This is a genomic window from Vibrio sp. D417a, from assembly GCF_030248595.1.
In the GTDB taxonomy this organism is placed as follows: domain Bacteria; phylum Pseudomonadota; class Gammaproteobacteria; order Enterobacterales; family Vibrionaceae; genus Vibrio; species Vibrio alginolyticus.
In genome coordinates this window covers 46,214-67,204 of sequence record NZ_JAHGAM010000004.1, presented here as the reverse complement: position 1 = coordinate 67,204, position 20,991 = coordinate 46,214, and the positions used below count along the sequence as shown (strand labels likewise).

At 44.4% G+C, this 20,991-nt stretch carries 20 protein-coding genes and 1 pseudogene; 5 read left to right on the top strand and 16 right to left on the bottom strand.

Translation table 11 applies throughout. The features are described from left to right. Positions 1-159: 159 nt before the first annotated feature. The 7 genes from KI742_RS04080 to KI742_RS04050 form a co-directional block, all read right to left on the bottom strand. Entirely contained in the window at positions 160-624 is a 465-nt protein-coding gene (locus KI742_RS04080; protein ID WP_285384838.1) for an ABZJ_00895 family protein, read from the bottom strand. Between the two features lie 32 nt (positions 625-656). Further along, the gene (locus tag KI742_RS04075; protein ID WP_017820979.1) at positions 657-986 is read right to left on the bottom strand and encodes a YceK/YidQ family lipoprotein; all 330 of its coding nucleotides are present in this window, start codon (positions 984-986) and stop codon (positions 657-659) included. Between the two features lie 392 nt (positions 987-1,378). Then, complete coding sequence (locus KI742_RS04070) at positions 1,379-1,918, bottom strand: tetratricopeptide repeat protein (RefSeq protein ID WP_064354738.1); 540 nt, start codon at positions 1,916-1,918, stop codon at positions 1,379-1,381. Position 1,919: 1 nt separating this feature from the next. Then, complete coding sequence (locus KI742_RS04065; RefSeq protein WP_154204326.1) at positions 1,920-2,690, bottom strand: hypothetical protein; 771 nt, start codon at positions 2,688-2,690, stop codon at positions 1,920-1,922. 296 nt (positions 2,691-2,986) lie between these two features. Then, positions 2,987-4,432: an AGE family epimerase/isomerase gene (locus tag KI742_RS04060; RefSeq protein ID WP_285384837.1), complete on the bottom strand. Its 1,446-nt coding sequence runs from the start codon at positions 4,430-4,432 to the stop codon at positions 2,987-2,989. Between the two features lie 107 nt (positions 4,433-4,539). Then, positions 4,540-5,082 (bottom strand): AAA family ATPase, encoded by a 543-nt coding sequence (locus KI742_RS04055; RefSeq protein WP_170960430.1) that lies wholly within the window; start codon positions 5,080-5,082, stop codon positions 4,540-4,542. 294 nt (positions 5,083-5,376) lie between these two features. Continuing rightward, positions 5,377-6,720: a magnesium transporter gene (locus KI742_RS04050; RefSeq protein WP_017635328.1), complete on the bottom strand. Its 1,344-nt coding sequence runs from the start codon at positions 6,718-6,720 to the stop codon at positions 5,377-5,379. A gap of 215 nt (positions 6,721-6,935) precedes the next feature. Between KI742_RS04050 and KI742_RS04045 the strand changes: the two genes are divergently transcribed. Continuing rightward, the gene (locus KI742_RS04045) at positions 6,936-7,811 is read left to right on the top strand and encodes a universal stress protein (protein WP_213899960.1); all 876 of its coding nucleotides are present in this window, start codon (positions 6,936-6,938) and stop codon (positions 7,809-7,811) included. Between the two features lie 43 nt (positions 7,812-7,854). Here KI742_RS04045 and KI742_RS04040 read toward each other — a convergent pair whose 3' ends face one another. Both KI742_RS04040 and KI742_RS04035 read right to left on the bottom strand, forming a co-directional pair. Then, positions 7,855-8,244, bottom strand: coding sequence for a MazG nucleotide pyrophosphohydrolase domain-containing protein (locus KI742_RS04040; RefSeq protein WP_005376487.1), 390 nt, complete (start codon positions 8,242-8,244; stop codon positions 7,855-7,857). 26 nt (positions 8,245-8,270) lie between these two features. Then, a pseudogene (locus KI742_RS04035) lies at positions 8,271-8,699 on the bottom strand (PaaI family thioesterase). 211 nt (positions 8,700-8,910) lie between these two features. On the opposite strand from KI742_RS04035, the gene gloA reads away from it, so the two are divergent. Together gloA and KI742_RS04025 are read left to right on the top strand one after the other, a co-directional pair. Continuing rightward, positions 8,911-9,297, top strand: coding sequence for a lactoylglutathione lyase (gene gloA / locus KI742_RS04030; RefSeq protein ID WP_005388741.1), 387 nt, complete (start codon positions 8,911-8,913; stop codon positions 9,295-9,297). A gap of 11 nt (positions 9,298-9,308) precedes the next feature. After that, complete coding sequence (locus KI742_RS04025) at positions 9,309-10,409, top strand: alkene reductase (protein WP_053307640.1); 1,101 nt, start codon at positions 9,309-9,311, stop codon at positions 10,407-10,409. A 117-nt stretch (positions 10,410-10,526) separates the two neighbouring features. Here KI742_RS04025 and KI742_RS04020 read toward each other — a convergent pair whose 3' ends face one another. Then, complete coding sequence (locus KI742_RS04020; RefSeq protein WP_053307639.1) at positions 10,527-10,802, bottom strand: nitrogenase-stabilizing/protective protein NifW; 276 nt, start codon at positions 10,800-10,802, stop codon at positions 10,527-10,529. Positions 10,803-11,043: 241 nt separating this feature from the next. Between KI742_RS04020 and KI742_RS04015 the strand changes: the two genes are divergently transcribed. Then, positions 11,044-12,894, top strand: coding sequence for an acyltransferase family protein (locus KI742_RS04015; RefSeq protein ID WP_285384835.1), 1,851 nt, complete (start codon positions 11,044-11,046; stop codon positions 12,892-12,894). 79 nt (positions 12,895-12,973) lie between these two features. Here KI742_RS04015 and KI742_RS04010 read toward each other — a convergent pair whose 3' ends face one another. The 4 genes from KI742_RS04010 to KI742_RS03995 form a co-directional block, all read right to left on the bottom strand. Then, a complete protein-coding gene (locus KI742_RS04010) occupies positions 12,974-13,444 on the bottom strand; it encodes an RES family NAD+ phosphorylase (RefSeq protein WP_005376497.1) in 471 nt (156 codons plus the stop codon). 1 nt (position 13,445) lies between these two features. After that, positions 13,446-13,898 carry an antitoxin Xre/MbcA/ParS toxin-binding domain-containing protein gene (locus KI742_RS04005; RefSeq protein WP_258460907.1) on the bottom strand — a complete coding sequence of 151 codons (453 nt, stop codon included), beginning with the start codon at positions 13,896-13,898 and terminating at the stop codon, positions 13,446-13,448. A 165-nt stretch (positions 13,899-14,063) separates the two neighbouring features. Continuing rightward, a complete protein-coding gene (gene katG / locus KI742_RS04000; RefSeq protein WP_130545337.1) occupies positions 14,064-16,238 on the bottom strand; it encodes a catalase/peroxidase HPI in 2,175 nt (724 codons plus the stop codon). Between the two features lie 186 nt (positions 16,239-16,424). Then, positions 16,425-17,966, bottom strand: a complete 1,542-nt coding sequence (locus KI742_RS03995; RefSeq protein ID WP_285384834.1) for a glutamate synthase-related protein — start codon at positions 17,964-17,966, stop codon at positions 16,425-16,427. Between the two features lie 156 nt (positions 17,967-18,122). Between KI742_RS03995 and KI742_RS03990 the strand changes: the two genes are divergently transcribed. Then, positions 18,123-18,602 (top strand): aminoacyl-tRNA deacylase, encoded by a 480-nt coding sequence (locus KI742_RS03990; protein WP_053303532.1) that lies wholly within the window; start codon positions 18,123-18,125, stop codon positions 18,600-18,602. 175 nt (positions 18,603-18,777) lie between these two features. On the opposite strand, the gene KI742_RS03985 is transcribed toward KI742_RS03990, so the two are convergent. Next, positions 18,778-20,190: a coniferyl aldehyde dehydrogenase gene (locus KI742_RS03985; protein WP_258494551.1), complete on the bottom strand. Its 1,413-nt coding sequence runs from the start codon at positions 20,188-20,190 to the stop codon at positions 18,778-18,780. A 125-nt stretch (positions 20,191-20,315) separates the two neighbouring features. Further along, positions 20,316-20,888: a GNAT family N-acetyltransferase gene (locus KI742_RS03980; RefSeq protein WP_285384833.1), complete on the bottom strand. Its 573-nt coding sequence runs from the start codon at positions 20,886-20,888 to the stop codon at positions 20,316-20,318. Between the last annotated feature and the right edge of the window lie 103 nt (positions 20,889-20,991).

Genomic DNA, 20,991 nt, shown 5'->3' with positions numbered 1-20,991 from the left:
CTATCTTGCGCACAAGGCATAAACCATTAACTCAAACTACAACACAATAAATGGGTTTGCCTTTTAGACAAAAAATCCTACAAACAGGAAACTAAAACGCCAGCACATTATGGCTGACGTCTTGTCATGATCCTAATTGAATCGTTTGTTGTATTTTATCTACTGACTTTCCTTGGCTTTGAGTAATACTCTAATCGCCATTTTCTCACCACTTTTTAAAATTAAGTAGGCGACGCCAATCGTTATTAGCATTATGATAGCAATAAAAATACTTACCCCACCGAGCTCAGATAATAAATAAAACGGAGAAATATCTAACGACATTAAGATAAGAGAGAACACTACCAAACTTGCTAAAGTCCACAGTAAAACAGCATACCATCTTGTTTTTGATGGCATTACATCTCCAGTCTTGTAGCCGAAGTAATAACCAACACTCATGGCTGGGATTAACGTGCTAAGAAAGCCTGTACCACTCATTTCTATCCCAACAATATATTCAATGGCCAACAGCAATGCAGCCCAACAAACGGACGCCAGACACAACAGAGACGTAACAAGAAGTACCGATGGTGGCTGGTTTATTTCTGATTCTGAATAGTTATTTTTTAATTCCACTTTCATTTCCTTCCATTTATTTGAATAAAATAAGCGTTTTAGATCATGCTTCCGCTTGGACAACCTAGAGAAACAACACCGCCATAACTCGTTGTTGGCGTAACTACCATGACTAAATCAACAGGAAGAAACACAACGTCCGTTGCTAACGACAAAGGAATGTCAATCAATGATAGTGGGTATAACGCGATAGAAGTAATATCAGCTCTTAAATAGCAAGGTTGTCGTGCGACTGATAACGCGGTGCCTGAAAACGGCTTTCCGTATCCGCCACCAGCATGCGCATCTATAGACGAACACCCCACCATTAAAGATGCTGACACCACAAGAAATACAACTTGTAGCTTTTTAAATAGTTTTATTTTCATTTAACCTAGATTCCAACTAACTATTATTTTTACAACTAAACCCTCTCTCAAATTGTATGTTCAATGAATTTACTCATATGGGCCAAGTGCAACCATGTTAATACGTTCTATGTATTAGAAACAATTCATTTATTTCCAATGACACTAGTGAGATCATGCGACGTGATTGGAATCTCACTTAAGTTTTCATGGACCTATCGCGCTGAAAATTGAATCCTCTACCTGTCATAGAATAAAAAGCCGTCAAAACCAGTTGGTTCTGACGGCTTTTTATTTTCTATTACACACTCGATTATTGTTGCAGCTTCGCTGTGGCTTCTACTGCTTTGTAGAAGTCCAGCACTCTCTGTTTGAGGTTCGATTAAAACCCTATAAAACATTAAGCCGCAATATTAATTGAGTTGTTCTATATAGCGATTCAGCTCTACCGCATATGTTTTTTGATCAATCGCAGTGTCACCTATTTCTTCATCTAGAAATCCAAGTAGCATTTGTGCACCACCTTCACCATTATTTAACGCTTGCGTCAAGTAATAGGCTGAAAGCACCTTATTTTCAGGTAAACCACAGCCATCATCATACAAACATGATCCTAAATAAAATTGTGCACTAGCCAACCCATCATCAGCAGCCTCTGAGATTAAAGAAAAGCCCCGCTTAACATCCATGACTTTTGGCTCTTTCAGAAGGATTACCCCTAAAAGCTCTTTACTATGAACATCATCCACTTCGATAGCTTTGATCAATAAAGACTTTGCTCCTTGCACATCACCTTGTTCATAAAATTTATTTGCTTCGCTGTACAACTGCTCTGGAGCTTCTCGGTTCTTAGTTAGGAGGCTTTCTGTCGTTTTAGTTGCCTCAAACTTTGACGTAGTATCGTTACATGCCGTAACAAGGAGCACTACGAATAAAACGTTAACAATTCTCATGTTATTCCCATGTACATTTGATAAACAAGACTGCTGTCGAGTATGAATCGTCATACTGACCGCTTACAATTTGAAACTTTGTATTGATCGGAGCTTTAGCACTAGCTTCACACATATTGGCAATTTGACCACGAACATAAGCACTCGAATCAAAGTTATACTTGTCTTCTTGAGAAATTATACTTGCTAATGAAACTCTAGATAGTTGAGGAGCTTTCCCATATTCCCTTTCGACTTTCAAATACTTCACATTAACAATCAAAATGCAGCCAGATGATTCTAGATTTGCATTGTGTACTCGATTAGCTAGTACTCTAACGTTTTGTCGGATAATATCAAAGAGAAGCATAGCTCTGCCTTTCTGTAATACCATCCCTAAGGCCATGGCCCTTCCACTATTTGCTTTCATTGCAGTAGAAGCTAGAGTTGACGACTGTATTGGAGCTAGAGACGAAAATTTACGTGAAGGAATAACAGCTTTATTTTTCCAGTGCATTCGATCTGTTAACATACCAGACTTAACCGCCATGTTGCGATCTATCTGTTCCTTAAGCTTTTGTAACCTTTTCTCACCTGTAATATCATTTGGAAGCTTACGTAATGGTCCCGCAAGAGAAGTATCTTTTATGGTATTAACGGGAATTTTCTCATTATCTAATTTACTTCTTAGTTCGACACAAGAGCTAAATAGTTTGTCAGCTGGATACATGTAATTAATGTAGTTGATTGATAACGGCGTATCTCTCTCGTGCGTTAGTATAGAAATGTACATAATGATTCTCTCAAAACCATTATTATGAACAGGATTGCATAAAGTTCCAAGCTCTAAGTTGTCCTAGTTGTGAGATATACCCTAATCAATGAAAGTTAATTTATAGTTAGATATTTGTTAGAAACACTCAGCGGTCATTACAAATAAACATTCGTTAACTATATGTGTTATCACCATTACATGTAAGATTATTAAAAATAAAGGCTAACCAGTTGGTTAGCCTTTATTTTTATTACTGCTACAATTTTGCTTTGGCTTTTACGCGGACTTTAACTAACACATCACCATCGACCAACCTAAGGTCGAATATTGGTGAATGTCGCGATGGTGACTCCATCACTTTGTGACGACAACGATTTTACGTCTGCGCTAAAGTAATACGGATTAAGTGGCATTTTGCTCTCTGCTGGTCGCGCGTAGTAAAGCTTGGCAGGCTGTTTTGCCATTTGTTGCGCGTACAAATACCCGACCAACGCATGTTCAAACTGGTGGTAACCATTTCCCCAATGGAACGCTTTGGTTGATTTAGGGCTTAGACCGACGCCTCCATATTGATGATCCACCCATACGTCCATAAAAGTGGGTAACGTGTATTGAAGCGTTTCTTTCATCGAACCATCGACAAGAGAAACTGTCATTGCCGCTTGATCGAGCTCTGCCCATTCCCAAGACGAGCTATAGTGCTTGTATGGTCTTGATTGCCAAGCAGGAATGCTCTCTTGCGTCCATTTACTCTGCCATTCTGGTGAGAAAAGCGCTTTGACTTGCTCAAAGTTTTGCTGGTATTGCGCTTGCTTAAGCGTGTGTTTCATTCCTTTGAAACCAAACTCTGTCCAATTGGAATTTTCCAACAACTGACCAGTGAGATACGTCATCCAATACGCTTTGATGGTGTGTCCAAAATCATTGTGTTTCGCATCTGGCATCATTACTGCTTTGTGGTGTATCGCGCCATAAAAGCGCTGCTCTTTGACGGAATGGTAGTTATCTATCATCACTTGCGTCAGCCATTGCAGATCTTGCTTCCACTTAGCTTGCGCTGGCGGTGGTAAAAGTGGCGCCGTTAACAACAGATAGCCATTGATCTGGTCAAGTTGAGCGACTAGCTCTTGCTGCTTCGCACTTTCCCCATCACCGTCTTTCAAAACCCAAGCCAGACCGCGATCATCGCTTCGTCGGTATTGTTTAAATATAAACGCTTGCTGGTCGATGAGCGCTTGTTCGACCTTTGGATCTTGAGTCAAGTAGTAATACATCGCCAAACCCACCAAGGCGTAAGCTTGGTCTTGAGAAGTTCGTTGTTGCCACTCCATCCCCGGTTTCCCACTACGCGTAAAGCTCACAAAGCCGCCGTTTTTCTCATCTTGTAGATGATCAATCAGGTAATAAGCCCCTTTCTTTGCCAGCTCTAATGCTTGCTTGTCACCCGTAAGATGAAAAAGCACGCCATAAGCGTAAGTTTGGCGCGATTTCATGCGGGTGTATTCGCGATCGAAGTGCGGGCTAATCCACCCTTTGTTTAATTCTCCACACGGCTTTTGTGGGTCGAGAATGACACCGTTATCACAACGAAAAGTCGGAAAATTCCCCGCAGGTTGTCCATGCGCGCTTTCCATCATCCAATATGGGGCTAGGCCATTCGTCACATGGTTTAACCAATCATCCCCCGAAGGCAGGCCTACATCAGCAAAGCTGCTCATGCTCGTCGTTGCGAGCAATAAGGTAAGATATTTAAAAGACATAACACTCAATTAAGTTATTGAATTTTATCCAGTATAAATAACTCCCTTTACGCATATTGTTGTCGTGCTCACAATAGCCTTACGCATTTGTTTGCATCAATCATCTTTCAGCCTTGTTCGATGACTGAGCCGAGAATAAACGCTACTCTGTCTTCGACTGACATTTTGGGCACTTCGATCAATTGATAACCAAATTTGTGATAAGCGTTGACCATCTGTTGATACGTAGCCACCGCTTCAGAAAAGTCTTGCTTTCGCTCTTCGTCGTTGCTGAATATCGACGTCCACGGTGGAAAAATGAATACTTGAGAATGATAACGAAGCGTCTGGCAATGCGTGATGAGCTCATGCGAGATTGGCAGTTGTTCCAACTTACTGTAGCCATATACGTCCACAATACTGCGATCAAAAAACACATTCCCTTGGTGGACATTGAAAGCTCGGTAATTGCTCACTTCTGCCTTCATCATTTCGTCTCGAAAAGCTTGTTTGTCATTCCAAGGTAATGCTGAACCGTGATTGGCAACCTGCGTTTGTATTATTTGACGGCCGGTTTCTGGCGCGCAGATAAAACCTTGTGTTTTTAGCTGTTCGATTACCGAAGTTTTCCCTGCACCGGGACCACCAGAGAATACGATGAGTTTATTCAAAATCTTTTCCTTATTTTTTGTTTGAGTGAAGTAATGCGTGTACAGCCAAGAAAATTGGCATCATTTGGCGTTTGAAATTGGCATAGCATTTGGCACGCCAGCGTTAAGCGAGATCGTTAGTGGAAAGTTTTGGGGTAGAAATGAGCAGTGAAATATATTGATGAAATGAAAGCTTAAACGGCGTGTTCAGCGTTTATGAAAAACGGAGGAATTTTGAGCGAACCAAACGTACCCAAAATATTGGGTTAGGAAATGGTGCGATTGGTTCTGCTGGTTAACACGTCAATTGGATATCTATATCAAGAAAATGGCACCTAAGCCTAAGAACGCAAAGAAACCGACGACATCGGTAACGGTCGTCAATACTACCGAGCCAGCCACGGCGGGGTCAATGTTAAACTTTTTCAACGTGAATGGTATCAACGTACCCGATGCCGCGGCCGCCAAACTATTGAGGAAAATGGCACAGCAAATAATAAGCGCCAATGGCAAAGAGTCAAACACCATGTAAACGACACCCGCGATCACCAATCCCATAATTAAACCATTAATGGTGGCGATTTTTAATTCCTTATTCACCAATAGCTTCAAGTTACTTTGGTGCAAGTGGTTTAGTGCGATACCTCGAATGGCCACCGCTAAGGTTTGGCTACCCGCGATACCGCCCATGCTCGCCACGACAGGCATTAAGATCGCAAGCGCAACGACTTGCTCGACCACATTATCAAAAAGCCCAATGATGGCGGAGGCTACGAAAGCGGTCAGCAAGTTAATCACCAACCAAAGTGCTCTTAGCCTTGTCGCCACGCTTAATGGTGTAAACAAATCTTCTTCGCTTCGTACGTTTTCTGCCACTACAGCTTGTAGGCTGAGTTCACGCAAGGTAATCGCGATGGTCGCCATCGACAAGACGCCCATAATTTTGCCACCAGCCATGATAGGAAACCAATGTGCTCCACCATCAATCGAGACTTGTTTGCTGACGCTTTGAATCGTTTGAATATCTTCTAGAATTGGCGTAACTACGGTCAAGTCGGTAAGTTTGATATGATTTTCGTGCAGCAACAGGGTTTGCGGCTCTATCGTACCAATCACACCACTTGCATCACGCACAATAATCAACCGCACTGGACTTTGCCCACGTTTTAGCAGCTCGGTTTTGATGCCTCCTACGCTGTTTTTAGGGTTTGCGACCAGAAAGTGAGGCTCGGCATAACGTCCAACTTTGTTGTCTTCATACGACAATGCTTGTTGGATATGCGCGACAGACTCTTCACTTTGATCAATAAGGTATTCATCTACAAATTCGGTCGGTAGAAAGTCCGCAAAGATGATCAGTTCAGAATCCGTTATGTACGCCAAGCGTTCATGTTGTAAGTCTTTATTGAGTGATTGATGAATGTGCTTGGCGGTGTCGTATCGGAGCAAATTTAATACCGTCCAATACTTCTCAGGCGGCACTGCTTCTATGACACGTTTACGGTAAGCAATGTTGACCGATTCCAAAATGTTCGCAATCTGTGCTTCTTGATAGTCTTTCAAAAAGCTCAAGTCTTCGGTCGATTCTATCGCTTTAATGATCTCAGCAAGCAAATGTGGCACTTTGCGGTTAATTTGCAATTGGTTGGAATCTATCATTACTTTTACCTATAGCTTTCACTACCACATTCGCCACATTGACGATATGTGCTATCCGAAGGCATGAATTCTTGATGTTAAAATTCTAGGCGATAGTTGACTTAATTGCGGAATTTATATTTCGCTCGCAGAAACAAAACGCCTCTGCATCAGTTCATGGTATAGACTTGAATGTGTGTCAGGCTCATTCGCCTTGTTTGATAATGGAGTAATCAATGGCACCTGTATTTTTTCTGACTCAGCAGGCCGCCTTACCAAGTCGTAAGGTGCTTCGTAAAGTGATTCAATTTTCGACAGCGCTGGCTCAGCCTATTGTAGTTTTAGTGGAAGACCATCGCCGAAGTGAAGATCACGCATTCGCTCATTTTCTCAGTTTCAACTCTGACCATATAGAAAAAAGACAAGCTGAGTTTGAAGCTTGGACCTTAAAGTTCAACGCATTAATTTTCGAACTTTGTGAAGAAGAAGAGCTTGAAACACCAACGCTCTCTTACGAGCATTTCAAAGGGAGCCATTGGGTTGAGCAAGTTGCGAAACGGCTTGTTGACCACACTGACTTACTGCTCGTGGGACACTTTAACAAACACGAGATTCAAACGATGCTCACAGAACTAGCACAACAAGATTGCGACTTGTTGCTACTGAGTGAGCGTTCATGGCCTTCTCACGCCAACATGCTTTGTGCAATCGACCCACTTCATCGAGGGGATGAAAAGTCGATAGTAGATAAAGCCATCGTCTCGCGAGGCTCAAAATTGGAACAAACCTTAAGCGGGAAAATGACGCTCGTTTACTGCCGATACGTCGCGCCATACCTCTCTCGCTATCGTGCAGAGATATTAAGCAACCAAAAAGCAGGCATTACGGACTTTATTACTGCGCAAAAGTTAACTCGAGTACCACTACTTCTGCCAGAAGGAAACCCTGAAACGGCGTTACCAAAAGCAGTTAAGCAATCACAAGCAGCGATTTTGATTATGGGGGCATGTAAACGAAGCATGTCATCTCAATTTTGGTCTGGCAGCACTGTAGACACGTTACTTGATCAACCACCTTGTGACCTACTGTTGGTCAACAGTTCCAAGGGCTGACTAGGTATTCCCTATTGACCAACCCTTTCAATACCAAGCGCAGTTATTGGCTCTTTACATCTTCTAACTGCGCGGCTTCATGCTCTGCGTTCAAGGCTTGTTTCTGCTGCTGTTTTATCTCATCCCAACTGCGTCCCGACTCAATCGCAGATACACGCTGATCGTATTTGTTGCAGGCTCTTTCGAGTACTTTCTCAGGATCTATGCCCTTTTCTCTTTCCAGCGCTTTTAATACGTTAAGATAGTTCCACAACACATCGCCTAACTCGTCTTCCAAATGACAAAGGCGATCCTCACGAATCTCTTCGCGGACTTCATCAACTTCTTTGCCAATGGCCTCCAGATAAGTCTCTACGCCTTTAAACCAAGTGTTGGTTTGGTCATATTGAGATTTTCTCGTCGCAATTGCATACAGCTCATCAAATTTCTTCATTGCCTCTCCGTAGAACACGTTTTTATTTATGCCTTTTTAGGACGAATAAACTTCCCTTTAGCCGTCACTCTAACTTCGCTTTCGACCCGCAATTGAGCCACCAGTTGATATATACCGCGTCGTTCACCTTCACAGTGTGCAGTAATCGTGACTCGATCATCTAACTGAATAGGTGCATGGTAGCGCACATCCAACTGCGCCGTAAGGGCTTGAATGTCTCTAGATAACAAACAATGCGTCATTGCACCATCGAGAAGCGAACTGGCAATACCACCATGCAACAGGTCTGTGTAACCTTGATGACGCGGTAAAACGTGAAACTCTCCGACAACAGAACCATCGGCTAGGTATTAGTAGTTCACGGCCAAAGAGTTCGGATTCACATTAATTGAAGAACAAACCGCACATTGATGATGAGATTCGTGAGTGTAATGACAATAGCTGTTTGTAGACATGATAGTTACTCGGTTTCTCAAAAGAGTAATTAGCATATGCCAACAATTAAAAAGAAACGGCGAGTAATCTTTGTTTGCATGTTGCAGGGCCAGCAACCTCGCTTTTCATAACACTAAATAATCATTTTAATAATTAACGATAATTTCCAGTTTATTTAGAGTGGCGATATGGTTTGCATAGTGATTACGCAACGTTATGAAAAGGCGACTTATGAAGTTTCTCCACACGATGATCCGTGTAGCTGACCTAGACAAATCTATCGAATTTTATACAAAAGTTCTGGGAATGAGTGTTTTGGATCGTTTTGAAAACCAAGAATACCGTTACTCACTGGTGTTTGTTGGTAACACTGATCAACCAGATGGCGCGACCATCGAGCTAACTTATAACTGGGATACCGACAGTTACGACTTGGGTAACGCATTCGGACACATGGCACTGGGGTCTGAAGATATTTACGCCGCTTGCGAAAAAATTAAAGCGCTTGGTGGCAACGTTACTCGCGAGCCAGGTCCAATGAAAGGCGGAGAAACTCACATCGCGTTCATTAAAGATCCCGATGGTTACCAAATCGAACTCATCCAAACTCACAAATAACGAGGTTTCCTATGACAGACGCATTATTTCAACCCATTCAACTTGGCTCTCTCTCATTAAAAAACCGTATCGTTATGCCTCCGATGACGCGCTCTCGTGCTTCTCAACCAGGTAATATCGCTAACGACATGATGGCGACCTACTATGCTCAACGTGCTGAAGCGGGCCTAATCGTTGCTGAAGGCACACAAATTTCGCCAATGGGTCAAGGCTATGCATGGACACCAGGCATTTACAGCCCAGAGCAAATTGCTGGCTGGAAAAAAGTAACTGATGCAGTGCACGAGAAAGGCGGCACTATCTTCGCGCAATTATGGCACGTTGGACGTGTGACTCACCCTGATAACATTGGCGGTGAGCAACCTATTTCTTCTTCTGCGCTAAAAGCAGAAAACGTGAAAGTATTTGTCGATAACGGCACAGACGAACCGGGTTTTGTCGACGTGGTTGTGCCTCGTGAAATGACCAAACGAGACATCAAGAACGTTATTGAAGAGTACCGCCAAGCCGCACTAAACGCGATAGAAGCCGGATTCGATGGTATCGAACTTCATGCAGCGAATGGCTACTTGGTCAACCAGTTTATCGATTCTGAAGCGAATAACCGCACCGATGAATACGGCGGCTCAATTGAAAACCGTCTGCGTTTTCTTGGTGAAGTGGTAGAGGCGATGACGCAAGCTATTGGCGCTGAGCGTGTTGGTGTTCGCCTTGCACCATTCACTTCGTTAAATGGCACCGTTGATAGTACGCCAGTCGAAACCTACACCGCCGCTGCAGCGCTGCTTGATAAACTCAATGTGGTTTACATTCACATTGCAGAAGTGGATTGGGACGACGCGCCAGACACTCCGCACGACTTTAAAACCGCAGTTCGTGAGGCGTATAAAGGCACACTGATCTATGCCGGTCGTTACAACGATGAAAAGGCGCAACACGCGATTGAAAGTGGTTTAGCCGACATGATTGGCTTTGGCCGTCCGTTTGTTGCAAACCCAGACTTACCAAGCCGCATCAAGCATGGCTATCCACTGGCAGAACATGACCCTGCCACATTGTTCGGCGGCGGTGAAAAAGGCTTAGTGGACTACCCTGCGTACCACGCGGGTTAATTCATCTACGTAAAGCTGATTCGCAACTCGCGATAAACCAATAGCGAAACCAAAAGAACCTTGCTCTTCCCCCTGTAACGCCAAGATGCAGGGTTCTTTTTAGGCAAGCCACCAGAATTAACGTCTTTGACAAGATGTACAACCTCGACACGCAGAGCGCGTCTTTTTACTGAGCAAACTGCGTTGTACTTTACAGTAAGCATTCTTTAAAGCACGACGACCTGAAAACCAATCATCCGGTTTAGTGAGGATTAAGTAGCCGTGAAACCTCTTAACCAACTCGGTTCGATTGTTTTCGATAAATCGGCTATCAAACTCGATGTCGAAGTAATCCAAAGCCTCTTCGATACAAGTAAAGCTGGCAATTTTTTCCTGAATCGTATTCTCTGTCATCGTTTCTTTAGCGTAATCATTTTCAATGAAGTCTAAGTTCCTCGCGCTTTACGTTCTTTGATTTAGCGCTTCTTAAGATCATTCTTTATGGGGTTTCCATATTGAAATTCAATTTGGGAATTCGTTAACCCACCTAGCATTTTCATTTTGACAATCACTTTAAGACACTGATTTAAATAAACATTATTTCTGGTTCATATTTTGCTCTACTTCATTAAACGGAATGTTGGAGCAACACGATATGACTTACAGAGCAGAAGTAGACGGATTAAGGGCGATTGCTGTCACGTTGGTGATTTTGTTTCATGCAGGAGTTGAGCAATTCGCTGGTGGCTTTATTGGCGTCGACGTGTTCTTTGTGATCAGCGGCTATTTGATCACTACCATCGTGATTAACGACTTAGAAAACCAGAAGTTCAGCCTTGGTGATTTTTATGAGCGACGCATTCGTCGCATACTCCCCCTCTTACTGGTGGTGATCGCCGTCAGCTATTTGATGTCTTGGTGGCTATTTTTGCCGCAAGCACACAAAGACGTTGGTCAGTTTGCAGTGTCTTCCATTCTTTCCGCATCCAACATTCTTCTGTATTTAAAAGGCCACAATTACTTCGGTTTAGAAGATCAAGCCAACCCGCTGTTCCACACATGGAGCTTGGGCGTTGAAGAACAGTACTACATTGTCATTCCTTTGCTACTCATGCTACTCGCTCGTGGTAAAAACGTGTTTTACCTGACTTTTTTTATCACGGTATTTGTGCTGAGTTTGATGACTATTGTCTACGCGAGCAACGATCCTGATTTCGCTTTTTACATGATCTTCTCTCGCGCTTGGGAGCTGGCAACCGGTTCATTACTCGCATTAGTGATGAGAAAAGTCCAAGTTCAATCTAACGATACTCTAGCAACCATTGGCATCGTTTTGATATTGGCTTCCGCGCTTTTGTTTGAAAAATCGCAAGATGGCGCGGGCATTACGCTGCTGGTGCCGGTCATCGGTAGCGCGTTGGTGATTTTGTTTGCCTCTAAAGGCAATGTCTGCGGTAGATTACTGAGCCTAAAGTGGGTCGTGTTCGTCGGCTTAATCAGCTACAGCTTATACTTGTGGCACATTCCATTATTTGTCTTTTACCGCTACGTGTTGGACACAACACAAGACGTCAATATCCCGCTTTACGTTATCGCTCTTTTTGTACTGTCTTACTTCACTTGGCGCTTTATTGAAAAGCCGTTCCGTAGCCGAAAAGCCATGAGCATGCGCACTGTGTCCGCGGTTATTGTGTTGTTGACGTTGCCCTTGCTAACGCTCGGCGTTATCGGTCATCAAAACGGTGGTTTTCCAGAAAGAAGCGCATTTTTCGAGGCCATGCGCGTTAACAACGGTTATGGTTTAGATTGCAACGGCAACACCAACGTTAACGATGTGTGCTCGTCTGCGCCGCAGCCCGCCATCGCTGTGTTAGGCAATAGTCACAGCATGGTTTACGTGAAGCGTCTATCCGAAGTAACACCAACTGGCGTGGTGCAACTTACTCAAGATTCCTGTGCGGTCGGTTATGTCGACATCCTAGAAGCTGCTGGCTCAATTTCTTGCCGACAGTTCTTCAATGAGGCTGTCGATACCATTCTAAGTACCCCTTCCATTCGTCGCGTTGTTATCTCTTCTAACTTCAATAAAGAGCTTTCACAAGCCGATTATGAAGCATCATTAACCAAATTATTGAATGAACTGAAAGGAAAGGAAGTGGTCGTTTTCGGTCCAACCCCTTCTGCACCGTTTGCGGTAGGAGAATGCCTTTGGAAAGCGCGTTTGTTTGGCGAGACAGAAGAGTCTGCCTGTGACTTTTCTCCCAAACAACATCACCCTCAAAACGTGGCGAAGTTAGTGAACTACTTTGAGCAATTTGAGCACGTTGAGTTTGTCGACTTGACCGATGCCATTTGCAGAAATGGCGTATGTCGAATGAGAGTTGGAGCAAACAATGCGATGTATACGGATGACAGCCATTTATCTTACAAAGGTGCTGAGTTGGTGCTTGGGCATTACCTCAACACTACAAATGAAGCGCAACAGTTCACTTACGACCGACAATAACCAAGGAAATAAACTTTTATGCTTCAGCGCTTATCTCAGGTAAGCGCTGAATGCTTTAAAGCAAGACAAAGCTAGGCGTCTATTTGAAAATGCGCGGATCAAACGCGAAATCGAGCTTTTCGGCTTTCTTGATGATCTCTTTCATTTTGGGATGATTTGGATTCACCACGTAGTTTTTATCACGAGGTGAAATCGTTGAAGGCACTTGCAGCGCGGCAAACTCTGGATGAGGATCATTGAGAAACTGATCGCCAATGTACTGCGTAGACTCGCTCGCCGGTATTGCTCGCCACGTCACAGGGAGATCTTCTTCATCTAAGGTGGCGATGAGGTATTCTGGCATTTCAATACGATATAAATCGTAAAGTTTGGTGATAGCAGGATCGTTGTTTACGTGAACAAATACTTCCAACGAGCAAAGGGATTCCGATTCAGAGAAGTAGAGGGCTTCGGTTCCTTTTGAGTTCCATCGCCCTCCAAATAACTTTGCGCCAACGGGGCTGAATGGCGTGTCAGCAAATTTCTTTTGTGTGAGACGATAGAGCTTCATATTACGAGAATACCCCGTGCTCTAAACGGCCGATCAAATCTTTTACGATTTCAAAATCCACCGTGGTCGAGACCATATCAAGTGGACGTTTTCCACCTAAGCCATACACATTCTCTCTCATCCATTTTAACGCGCGCTCTTCGTCGTCAAACAGTTCTGTCGCGAGTTTCAATAACATCGCTAATCGATAGATTGCATCACTTTCTTGCGTATTGAAACGCTCTTCGTTTTTTAGACGACGCTTGATCGTGCTAACAGGTATCAATGTGACGTTTTGAAACTCACTCTGAGAAAGCTTCACACGCTCAACAATATTGCGATACACCTTTGGCTCAAAGCCTTTGTGAACCGCATCAGTGCGACCTGTTTCAGCGTCTTCAATACCCAACATAAACCAGAAATTGGCTTTATGAGGTTGTTTCGGTTTGAAGCTTTTTAATGCTGCAGTTGCCATATCAAGCTCCTATGGTTCATATGGTCCAGTTATTATGGTTCAAATGAGCTTAATTTTCAATCAAAGTAACAATCAAAGTAAAAAGATAGGTAAAGAAAAAGGCGAGCTTTTCGCCCGCCTCTCTTACTTATTCATCAACCCATCTACCGACAGGCATCGTTTCACTTATTGCAAGTCAAAACGATCCGCGTTCATGACTTTCGTCCATGCGGCGATGAAGTCATGGATGAATTTTTCCTGATTATCATCTTGCGCATACACTTCCGCATACGAACGCAGGATCGAGTTTGAACCAAAGACAAGATCCACTCGAGTAGCCGTCCACTTCACAGCGTCGGTTTTACGATCACGGATTTCATATTGATTAGCACTCACTGGTTTCCACGTATATGCCATGTCAGTAAGGTTCACGAAGAAATCATTCGACAAAGTGCCGACTCGCTCAGTAAATACGCCCTCTTTTCCACCGCCGTAGTTACTGCCTAGAACGCGCATACCACCGATAAGTACCGTCATTTCTGGCGCCGTTAGCCCCATAAGCTGAGCACGATCTAATAAAAGCTCTTCTGGCTTAACCGCGTAGTCTTTCTTCAACCAATTTCGGAAACCGTCAGCGACAGGCTCAAGAACTTCGAATGATTCAACATCCGTCATCTCTTGGGTGGCATCACCTCGGCCTGGCGCGAATGGCACACATACATCATGACCTGCGGCACGCGCAGCCAGTTCAATACCTACGTTCCCAGCAAGCACGATAGCGTCTGCAACACTACAGCCCTCTTCTGCTGCTATTTTTTCTAACACCGCAAGAACACGCCTTAGACGTTCAGGTTCGTTCCCTTGCCAATCTTTTTGTGGAGCCAAGCGAATTCTCGCGCCATTTGCACCGCCTCGGCGGTCAGAGCCACGGTAGGTACGCGCACTATCCCACGCCGTACTTACTAACTCACTAATGGATAGGCCACTTGCTTCAATTTTTGTTTTCACTAAATCGACATCGTAGTCTGTCTTACCTGCGGGCGTTGGGTCTTGCCAAATAAGATCTTCGCTTGGCACATCAGGGCCGAAATAACATGATTTTGGTCCTAGATCGCGGTGTGTCAACTTAAACCAGGCACGAGCAAAAACGTCATCAAAGTACGCAGGGTCATTTTGGAACTTTTCTGCAATCTTACGATATTCAGGGTCCATTTTGAGCGCCATATCGGCGTCGGTCATGATTGGATTGTAGCGCTTAGAACCATCTTCAACATCGACAGGCTTGTCTTGTTCTTCAATGTCGATTGGCTCCCATTGCCATGCGCCGGCTGGGCTCTTTTTCAGTTCCCAGTCATACTTAAATAGTAGGTGGAAGTATCCGTAATCCCATTGTGTAGGGTGTGTTGTCCAAGCACCTTCAATACCACTCGTTACCGTGTCACGGCCAATACCACGTGTTTTGTGATTAATCCAGCCAAGACCTTGCTCATGAACGTCTGCTGCTTCGGGCTCTGGGCCAAGGTTTGCGGCATCACCATTACCATGACACTTACCCACCGTGTGACCACCAGCTGTGAGCGCGACGGTTTCTTCATCGTTCATTGCCATTCGCGCAAAGGTCACTCGCATGTCATGTGCTGTTTTGAGAGGATCTGGGTTACCGTCTACCCCTTCAGGGTTCACATAGATAAGACCCATCATTACCGCAGCAAGCGGGTTTTCTAAATCTCGCTCACCAGAGTAGCGGCTGTTATCAGCGTCACTTGTGGCTAACCATTCTTGCTCAGAGCCCCAGTAAGTGTCTTTTTCTGGGTGCCAAATGTCCTCTCGTCCAAACGCAAAGCCAAAGGTCTTAAAACCCATGGATTCGTACGCCATGTTACCGGCAAGGACAATCAGGTCTGCCCAACTTAGTTTGTTGCCATATTTTTTCTTGATTGGCCATAAAAGGCGCCGAGCCTTATCGAGGTTGGCGTTATCTGGCCAAGAGTTGAGAGGAGCAAAGCGTTGGTTGCCTGTAGCAGCACCGCCACGGCCATCCGCAATACGATAACTGCCCGCTGCATGCCATGCCATTCGGATCATTAAACCACCGTAGTGTCCCCAGTCGGCAGGCCACCAGTCTTGGCTATCAGTCATTAAATCTTTTAAATCTTTTTTAAGTGCTTCGACATCTAGCTTTTTCAGTTCTTCTTTGTAATTAAAGTCCTGACCAAATGGGTTGGTTTTGGAGTCGTGTTGATGCAGGATGTCTAAGTTCAAGGCATTCGGCCACCAATCCATCACCGACTTATCTGTAGATGTTTGCCCACCATGCATAACTGGACATTTACCTACCGAACCGCCGTTTGCTTTGCTCATATAATGCTCCTTCGTGTCGTGGTTGTGGTAACCACTCTTTGTTATTCAATAAATCGAATATCCACCTCAAACAGCGTAGTTCATACACTGTTTTTTTAGTTAACGCCAAGTCAAAATTTCAAACATTTCAGCGAATAAATAATTGTTATCAAACATGTACCTATATGCAGAAAATATGGATAGAGATCAGTTTAAGTCCATACCTGAATACTTAATCCCAGACAGCCTCGCCATGTTGTGATCCCAGGTCGCTAAATCATGATGACTAAATTCATTCAGAGCGTGATGACCACACGCCCTCGCCATGACTTTCATGAGCTCGACCGAGGATTCGAAGAAATTTTTCAGTTGCTGGGATGACTTTTCAACGTCGAGACGCTGCCTCAAATCGGCATTTTGTGTCGCAATGCCTGCCGGGCAATTATTGGTGTTGCAGATGCGAGCCGCGACACAACCGATCGATTGCATCGCACTGTTTGCTATCGCTACTCCGTCTGCTCCAAGTGCCAACGCTTTGACAAAATCCGTAGGAACTCGCAACCCACCGGTGATGATTAATGTGACACGGTCACTTACGCCTTTTTCATCTAAGTACTTACGTGCACGAGCTAATGCAGGGATGGTGGGTACACTAATATGATCACGGAACATAGTTGGCGCCGCACCCGTGCCACCACCGCGACCATCTAAGATGATATAATCAGCCCCAGCATCAAGCGCAAACTGGATGTCTTGCTCAATATGGTTGGCACTGAGTTTAAATCCAATTGGAATACCGCCTGTGATGCCACGAACTCTGTCAGCAAACTTTCTGAAATCGTGAGTAGTGTGAAGATCTTTGAACGTTGGTGGTGATATCGCTGGTTGTCCCTCGGGGATGCCTCTCACCCGAGAGATCTTACCTACATTTTTATTTGCAGGCAGATGACCACCCGTGCCCGTTTTTGCTCCTTGCCCACCTTTAAAGTGAAACGCCTGAACATTAAGAAGCTTAGATTCGTCGTAGCCAAATTGAGCACTAGCAAGCTCATAGAAATACCGTGAATTAGCGGCTTGTTCTTCCGGTAACATGCCACCCTCACCAGAGCAAATCCCAGTCCCTGCCAACTCTGCACCTTTTGCTAGTGCAATTTTCGCCTCTTCAGAAAGTGCGCCAAAACTCATGTCCGACACCAACAAAGGAATGGCGAGTCTGAGCGGCTTACGCGCGTTTGGTCCCACAATCAACTCGGTAGACACAGGAACGTCTTCCAACAACGGTTGTGTCGCCATTTGCGCCACCATGATTTGTATAGCATCCCAATGTGGTAGCAAATGCCTAGGAACCCCCATTGCAGCCATCGGACCATGATGACCGAGTTTAGAGAGTCCTTCTCTCGCTAATTGGTGGATAAACTCGAGGGTTGGTTCTTCTTGAGTAGCAGACGCCGTTGGTTTGTCTCTTTTCTCTCGCTTTTGTTCCGGTCCCTCTTTACCGACTTGCTCTGCGGTAAATCGCTTGTGTGTACCATCACAAAAAGGAGCATTGGCGGTATGCTTACATTGGCAGAGATAGGCATCTTCGTCTTTTTCCGCACTAAAGCTCATTGGCTTTAAGCCGGTTCCCGAATGAGACCCATCGCAGTAAGGTTGATTTTTAGAACGCCCACATCGGCAGAAGTAGTATTCTTGCCCAGCTTTCAACTCTACTTTGATCGGCTTGTTATCAGCGATGATTGGCTTGCTCATGTTGCCCCCTATTTATTATTGTTAACCATGCTTTCTCGCTGGCTTGCAATAAGCGTAGAACAGGAGCGTAAAGAGCGTCAGTGTAGCCGAGTAAAATGCGCGATTGTCGCCCGACTAACCTATACTTTTTATGGGTCTCATACACGTGGAGGCTATATGACGATTGCAACCCGATTAGATGAATATTTGACTGAGCATAACATTCACTTTCAAACCGTGAATCACAGCCACAGTCATAGCTCGCTACAAAGTGGTGTTGCAGCAGGTGTGCCTTTAATGAATATCGCAAAAGGTGTGATTCTAGAGGATCATGAAGGGCGTCATATGATGGCGGTCTTACCTGCCAACAACAAAATCAGTTTGTCGAGATTAAACGACGAATTTAATGCCACCTTCCACTTGGTGAAAGAGCGTATGGTTTACCGACTCTTCACCGATTGTGAACACGGCGCTATTCCACCGATTGGTAGCCCTTACCACATGTCGACAGTTTGCGATGAAAGACTAACAAACTTGGAACATGTCTACCTTGAAGCTGGCGATCATGAAACTCTGATTAAGCTGGACAGAAAGGCGTTTAAAGAACTGATGAACGACTGTAGATATCTAAGATTCAGCAGTGAAGTTCTGCATTAAACTTGCCAAGATCTCTCGACACTTCCTGAACAAGGCTCTATCAACAAGAGCCTTTCTTTGTTTTGTTGGTAGCACGCGATGGAAGTTTCTCGGACTTTGGTGCCCAGCGTTTCAGAGCATATAGAAACAAAAAACCGCCTATTCGGGCGGTTTTTTATCAATCAAATCATAATTATTATCGAACAAAGATCTTTTGGATCGCTTTTATCGCCATAGCCCTACGGCGCATTAATACGCTCGTTCTTGGCAACCATTTCGGTGTGTGAAGAATGGTTTTCGCATGACTAAAAGTTCTGAATCCTTCCTCTCCGTGATAATGCCCAATACCCGATTCACCAACGCCACCAAAAGGCGCATCTTCAGCGCCAACATGTAAAACCGTATCATTAACGCCGACGCCACCACTGTGGGTGTTGCGTACAATATGTTTGATAGTCGATTTGTCGTCCGACATAACATACAGCGCAAGTGGTCTTTGGTGCTGATTAATGTAGTCAATCGCTTCATCAACGGCATTGTAGGGCTTAACAGGTAGAAATGGCCCGAAGATCTCCTCTTGCATGATTCGCATATTCGACGACACATCCGTGACCAAATGAGGATACAGAAGTCGTTCCTCTTGGGGCGACGCCTCAACAGTGTGAAGGTTAGCACCTTGCGCTTTTGCATCCTCAAGTAGCGCAGTCAAACGATCATATTGTCGTTGGTTGACAATATGGGTCAGCTTTTGATTCTTGTTGGATTTTAAATAGAGCTTTTCAAAACGTTTTAAGAATAGCGAAATGAACTCTTCGACACGTTCTTGCGGTACAAATGCGTAGTCAGGCGCGACACAAATCTGGCCTGCATTAATGCATTTACCAAACAAGATAGCATCAACGGCTTTCTTCATGTCTGCATCTTTTGCAATGATCACCGGGGACTTTCCACCCAACTCTAACGTCACCGGGGTAAGGTTTTCCGCTGCCGCTTTTGCCACTGCGCGACCAACACTCGTAGAACCCGTGAACAAAAGGTGATCGAATGGCAGTTGGCTGAATGCTTGTGCGACGTCTGCTTCACCCTCAAAAACTTCGACATACTCAGACAACCCACGGCAAATATCGACGATGACTTTATTGGTTTTTGGCGTAAATTCGCTGAGCTTCATCATCACGCGGTTGCCAGCAGCCAATGCTGTCACTAAAGGCGCAAGGCTCAAAATCACAGGAAAGTTCCAAGGTGAAATGATCCCAACGACACCTAACGGTTGATACTGAACGGTGACTTTAGAAGGTGCGAGCAATAAGCCGGATTCGCGCTTGCTGGGTTTGCACCATTTTTTTAGTCGTTTGAGGGTATAATTAATATGCGAGACCGTTGGCAAAACGTCGGTCATGGCGGTATCAAATTCTGAGCGATAGCCAAAATCGTCACTTAACGCTTCAACCAAAGCTTGTTTGTTCTCAAGCAGCGATTTTTTTAACAAAACGAGGCGCTGTTTACGTTCATCCAAACTAGGATAAGGCTCGGCTGCATATGCCGCTTTTAAGCGTTCGAGGCTTTGCTGTAACAAGTTATCTACTTCAACCTCTGTGATTGCGTTCATGATGCTTCTCCTAGCCTAGTTTCTGCCAATGACGCCCCAAGTTAACACGAGCGCAACAATGTTACTATTGTAGCGCTCGTGAAGTTAGAGTTCGAACTCTGATTAAAATATTTCTGGGGTGGATACTACATCAAACGTAGTTCATAAATGCCTAGTCGTTGAGAGCGGTCAAGCATATCGAACTCATGATCAACGTATTCTTTTAATGTGGCGCCTGCACGCTCAGCAAGATTGATGCTAGCGATGTTATCTTCCATACAATGGAACTGAATGAATTGTGCGTGCCCTTTCTGCTTCAAAAAAGGGATCAATACTGCGAGCACTTGATCAATCACACGATGACCTCGCCCATTGTTGGCAAGCCAGTAGCCAATTTCAGTAACACGCGTATGTGAATCCACACCTTTAATGCCAATAACACCCGTAAGCTGCTCATCAAAATAAATTGCACACCAGTGGGAATCCAGCGCGTTACTGTTCACTCGCTGGGAAATGTAGTTAACGGCCTCTCTATGATTCGTGACAGAATCCGTCCAAGGTAGATAGCCCTCAAGGCTCTCTCGGTGAGTGTTCACAACCTCTAGTAAAGCGGACGCGTGTTTCGTGTTGAGGGGCTCAATTGAGACCCTTTGCGAGACGGAAAAACGCTTCTGTAAGTGATTTCCTTGATACGTCTCTTGGCATGTGACTTCATCCATAGATGTTATTCCTTTTTATTGTGAACGCTCAGCGCAAATCCTAACGCTTCATTTTATGAGAACAAACCTCTCTATAAAAACTAATCAAAGCCGTTGCCGTTCA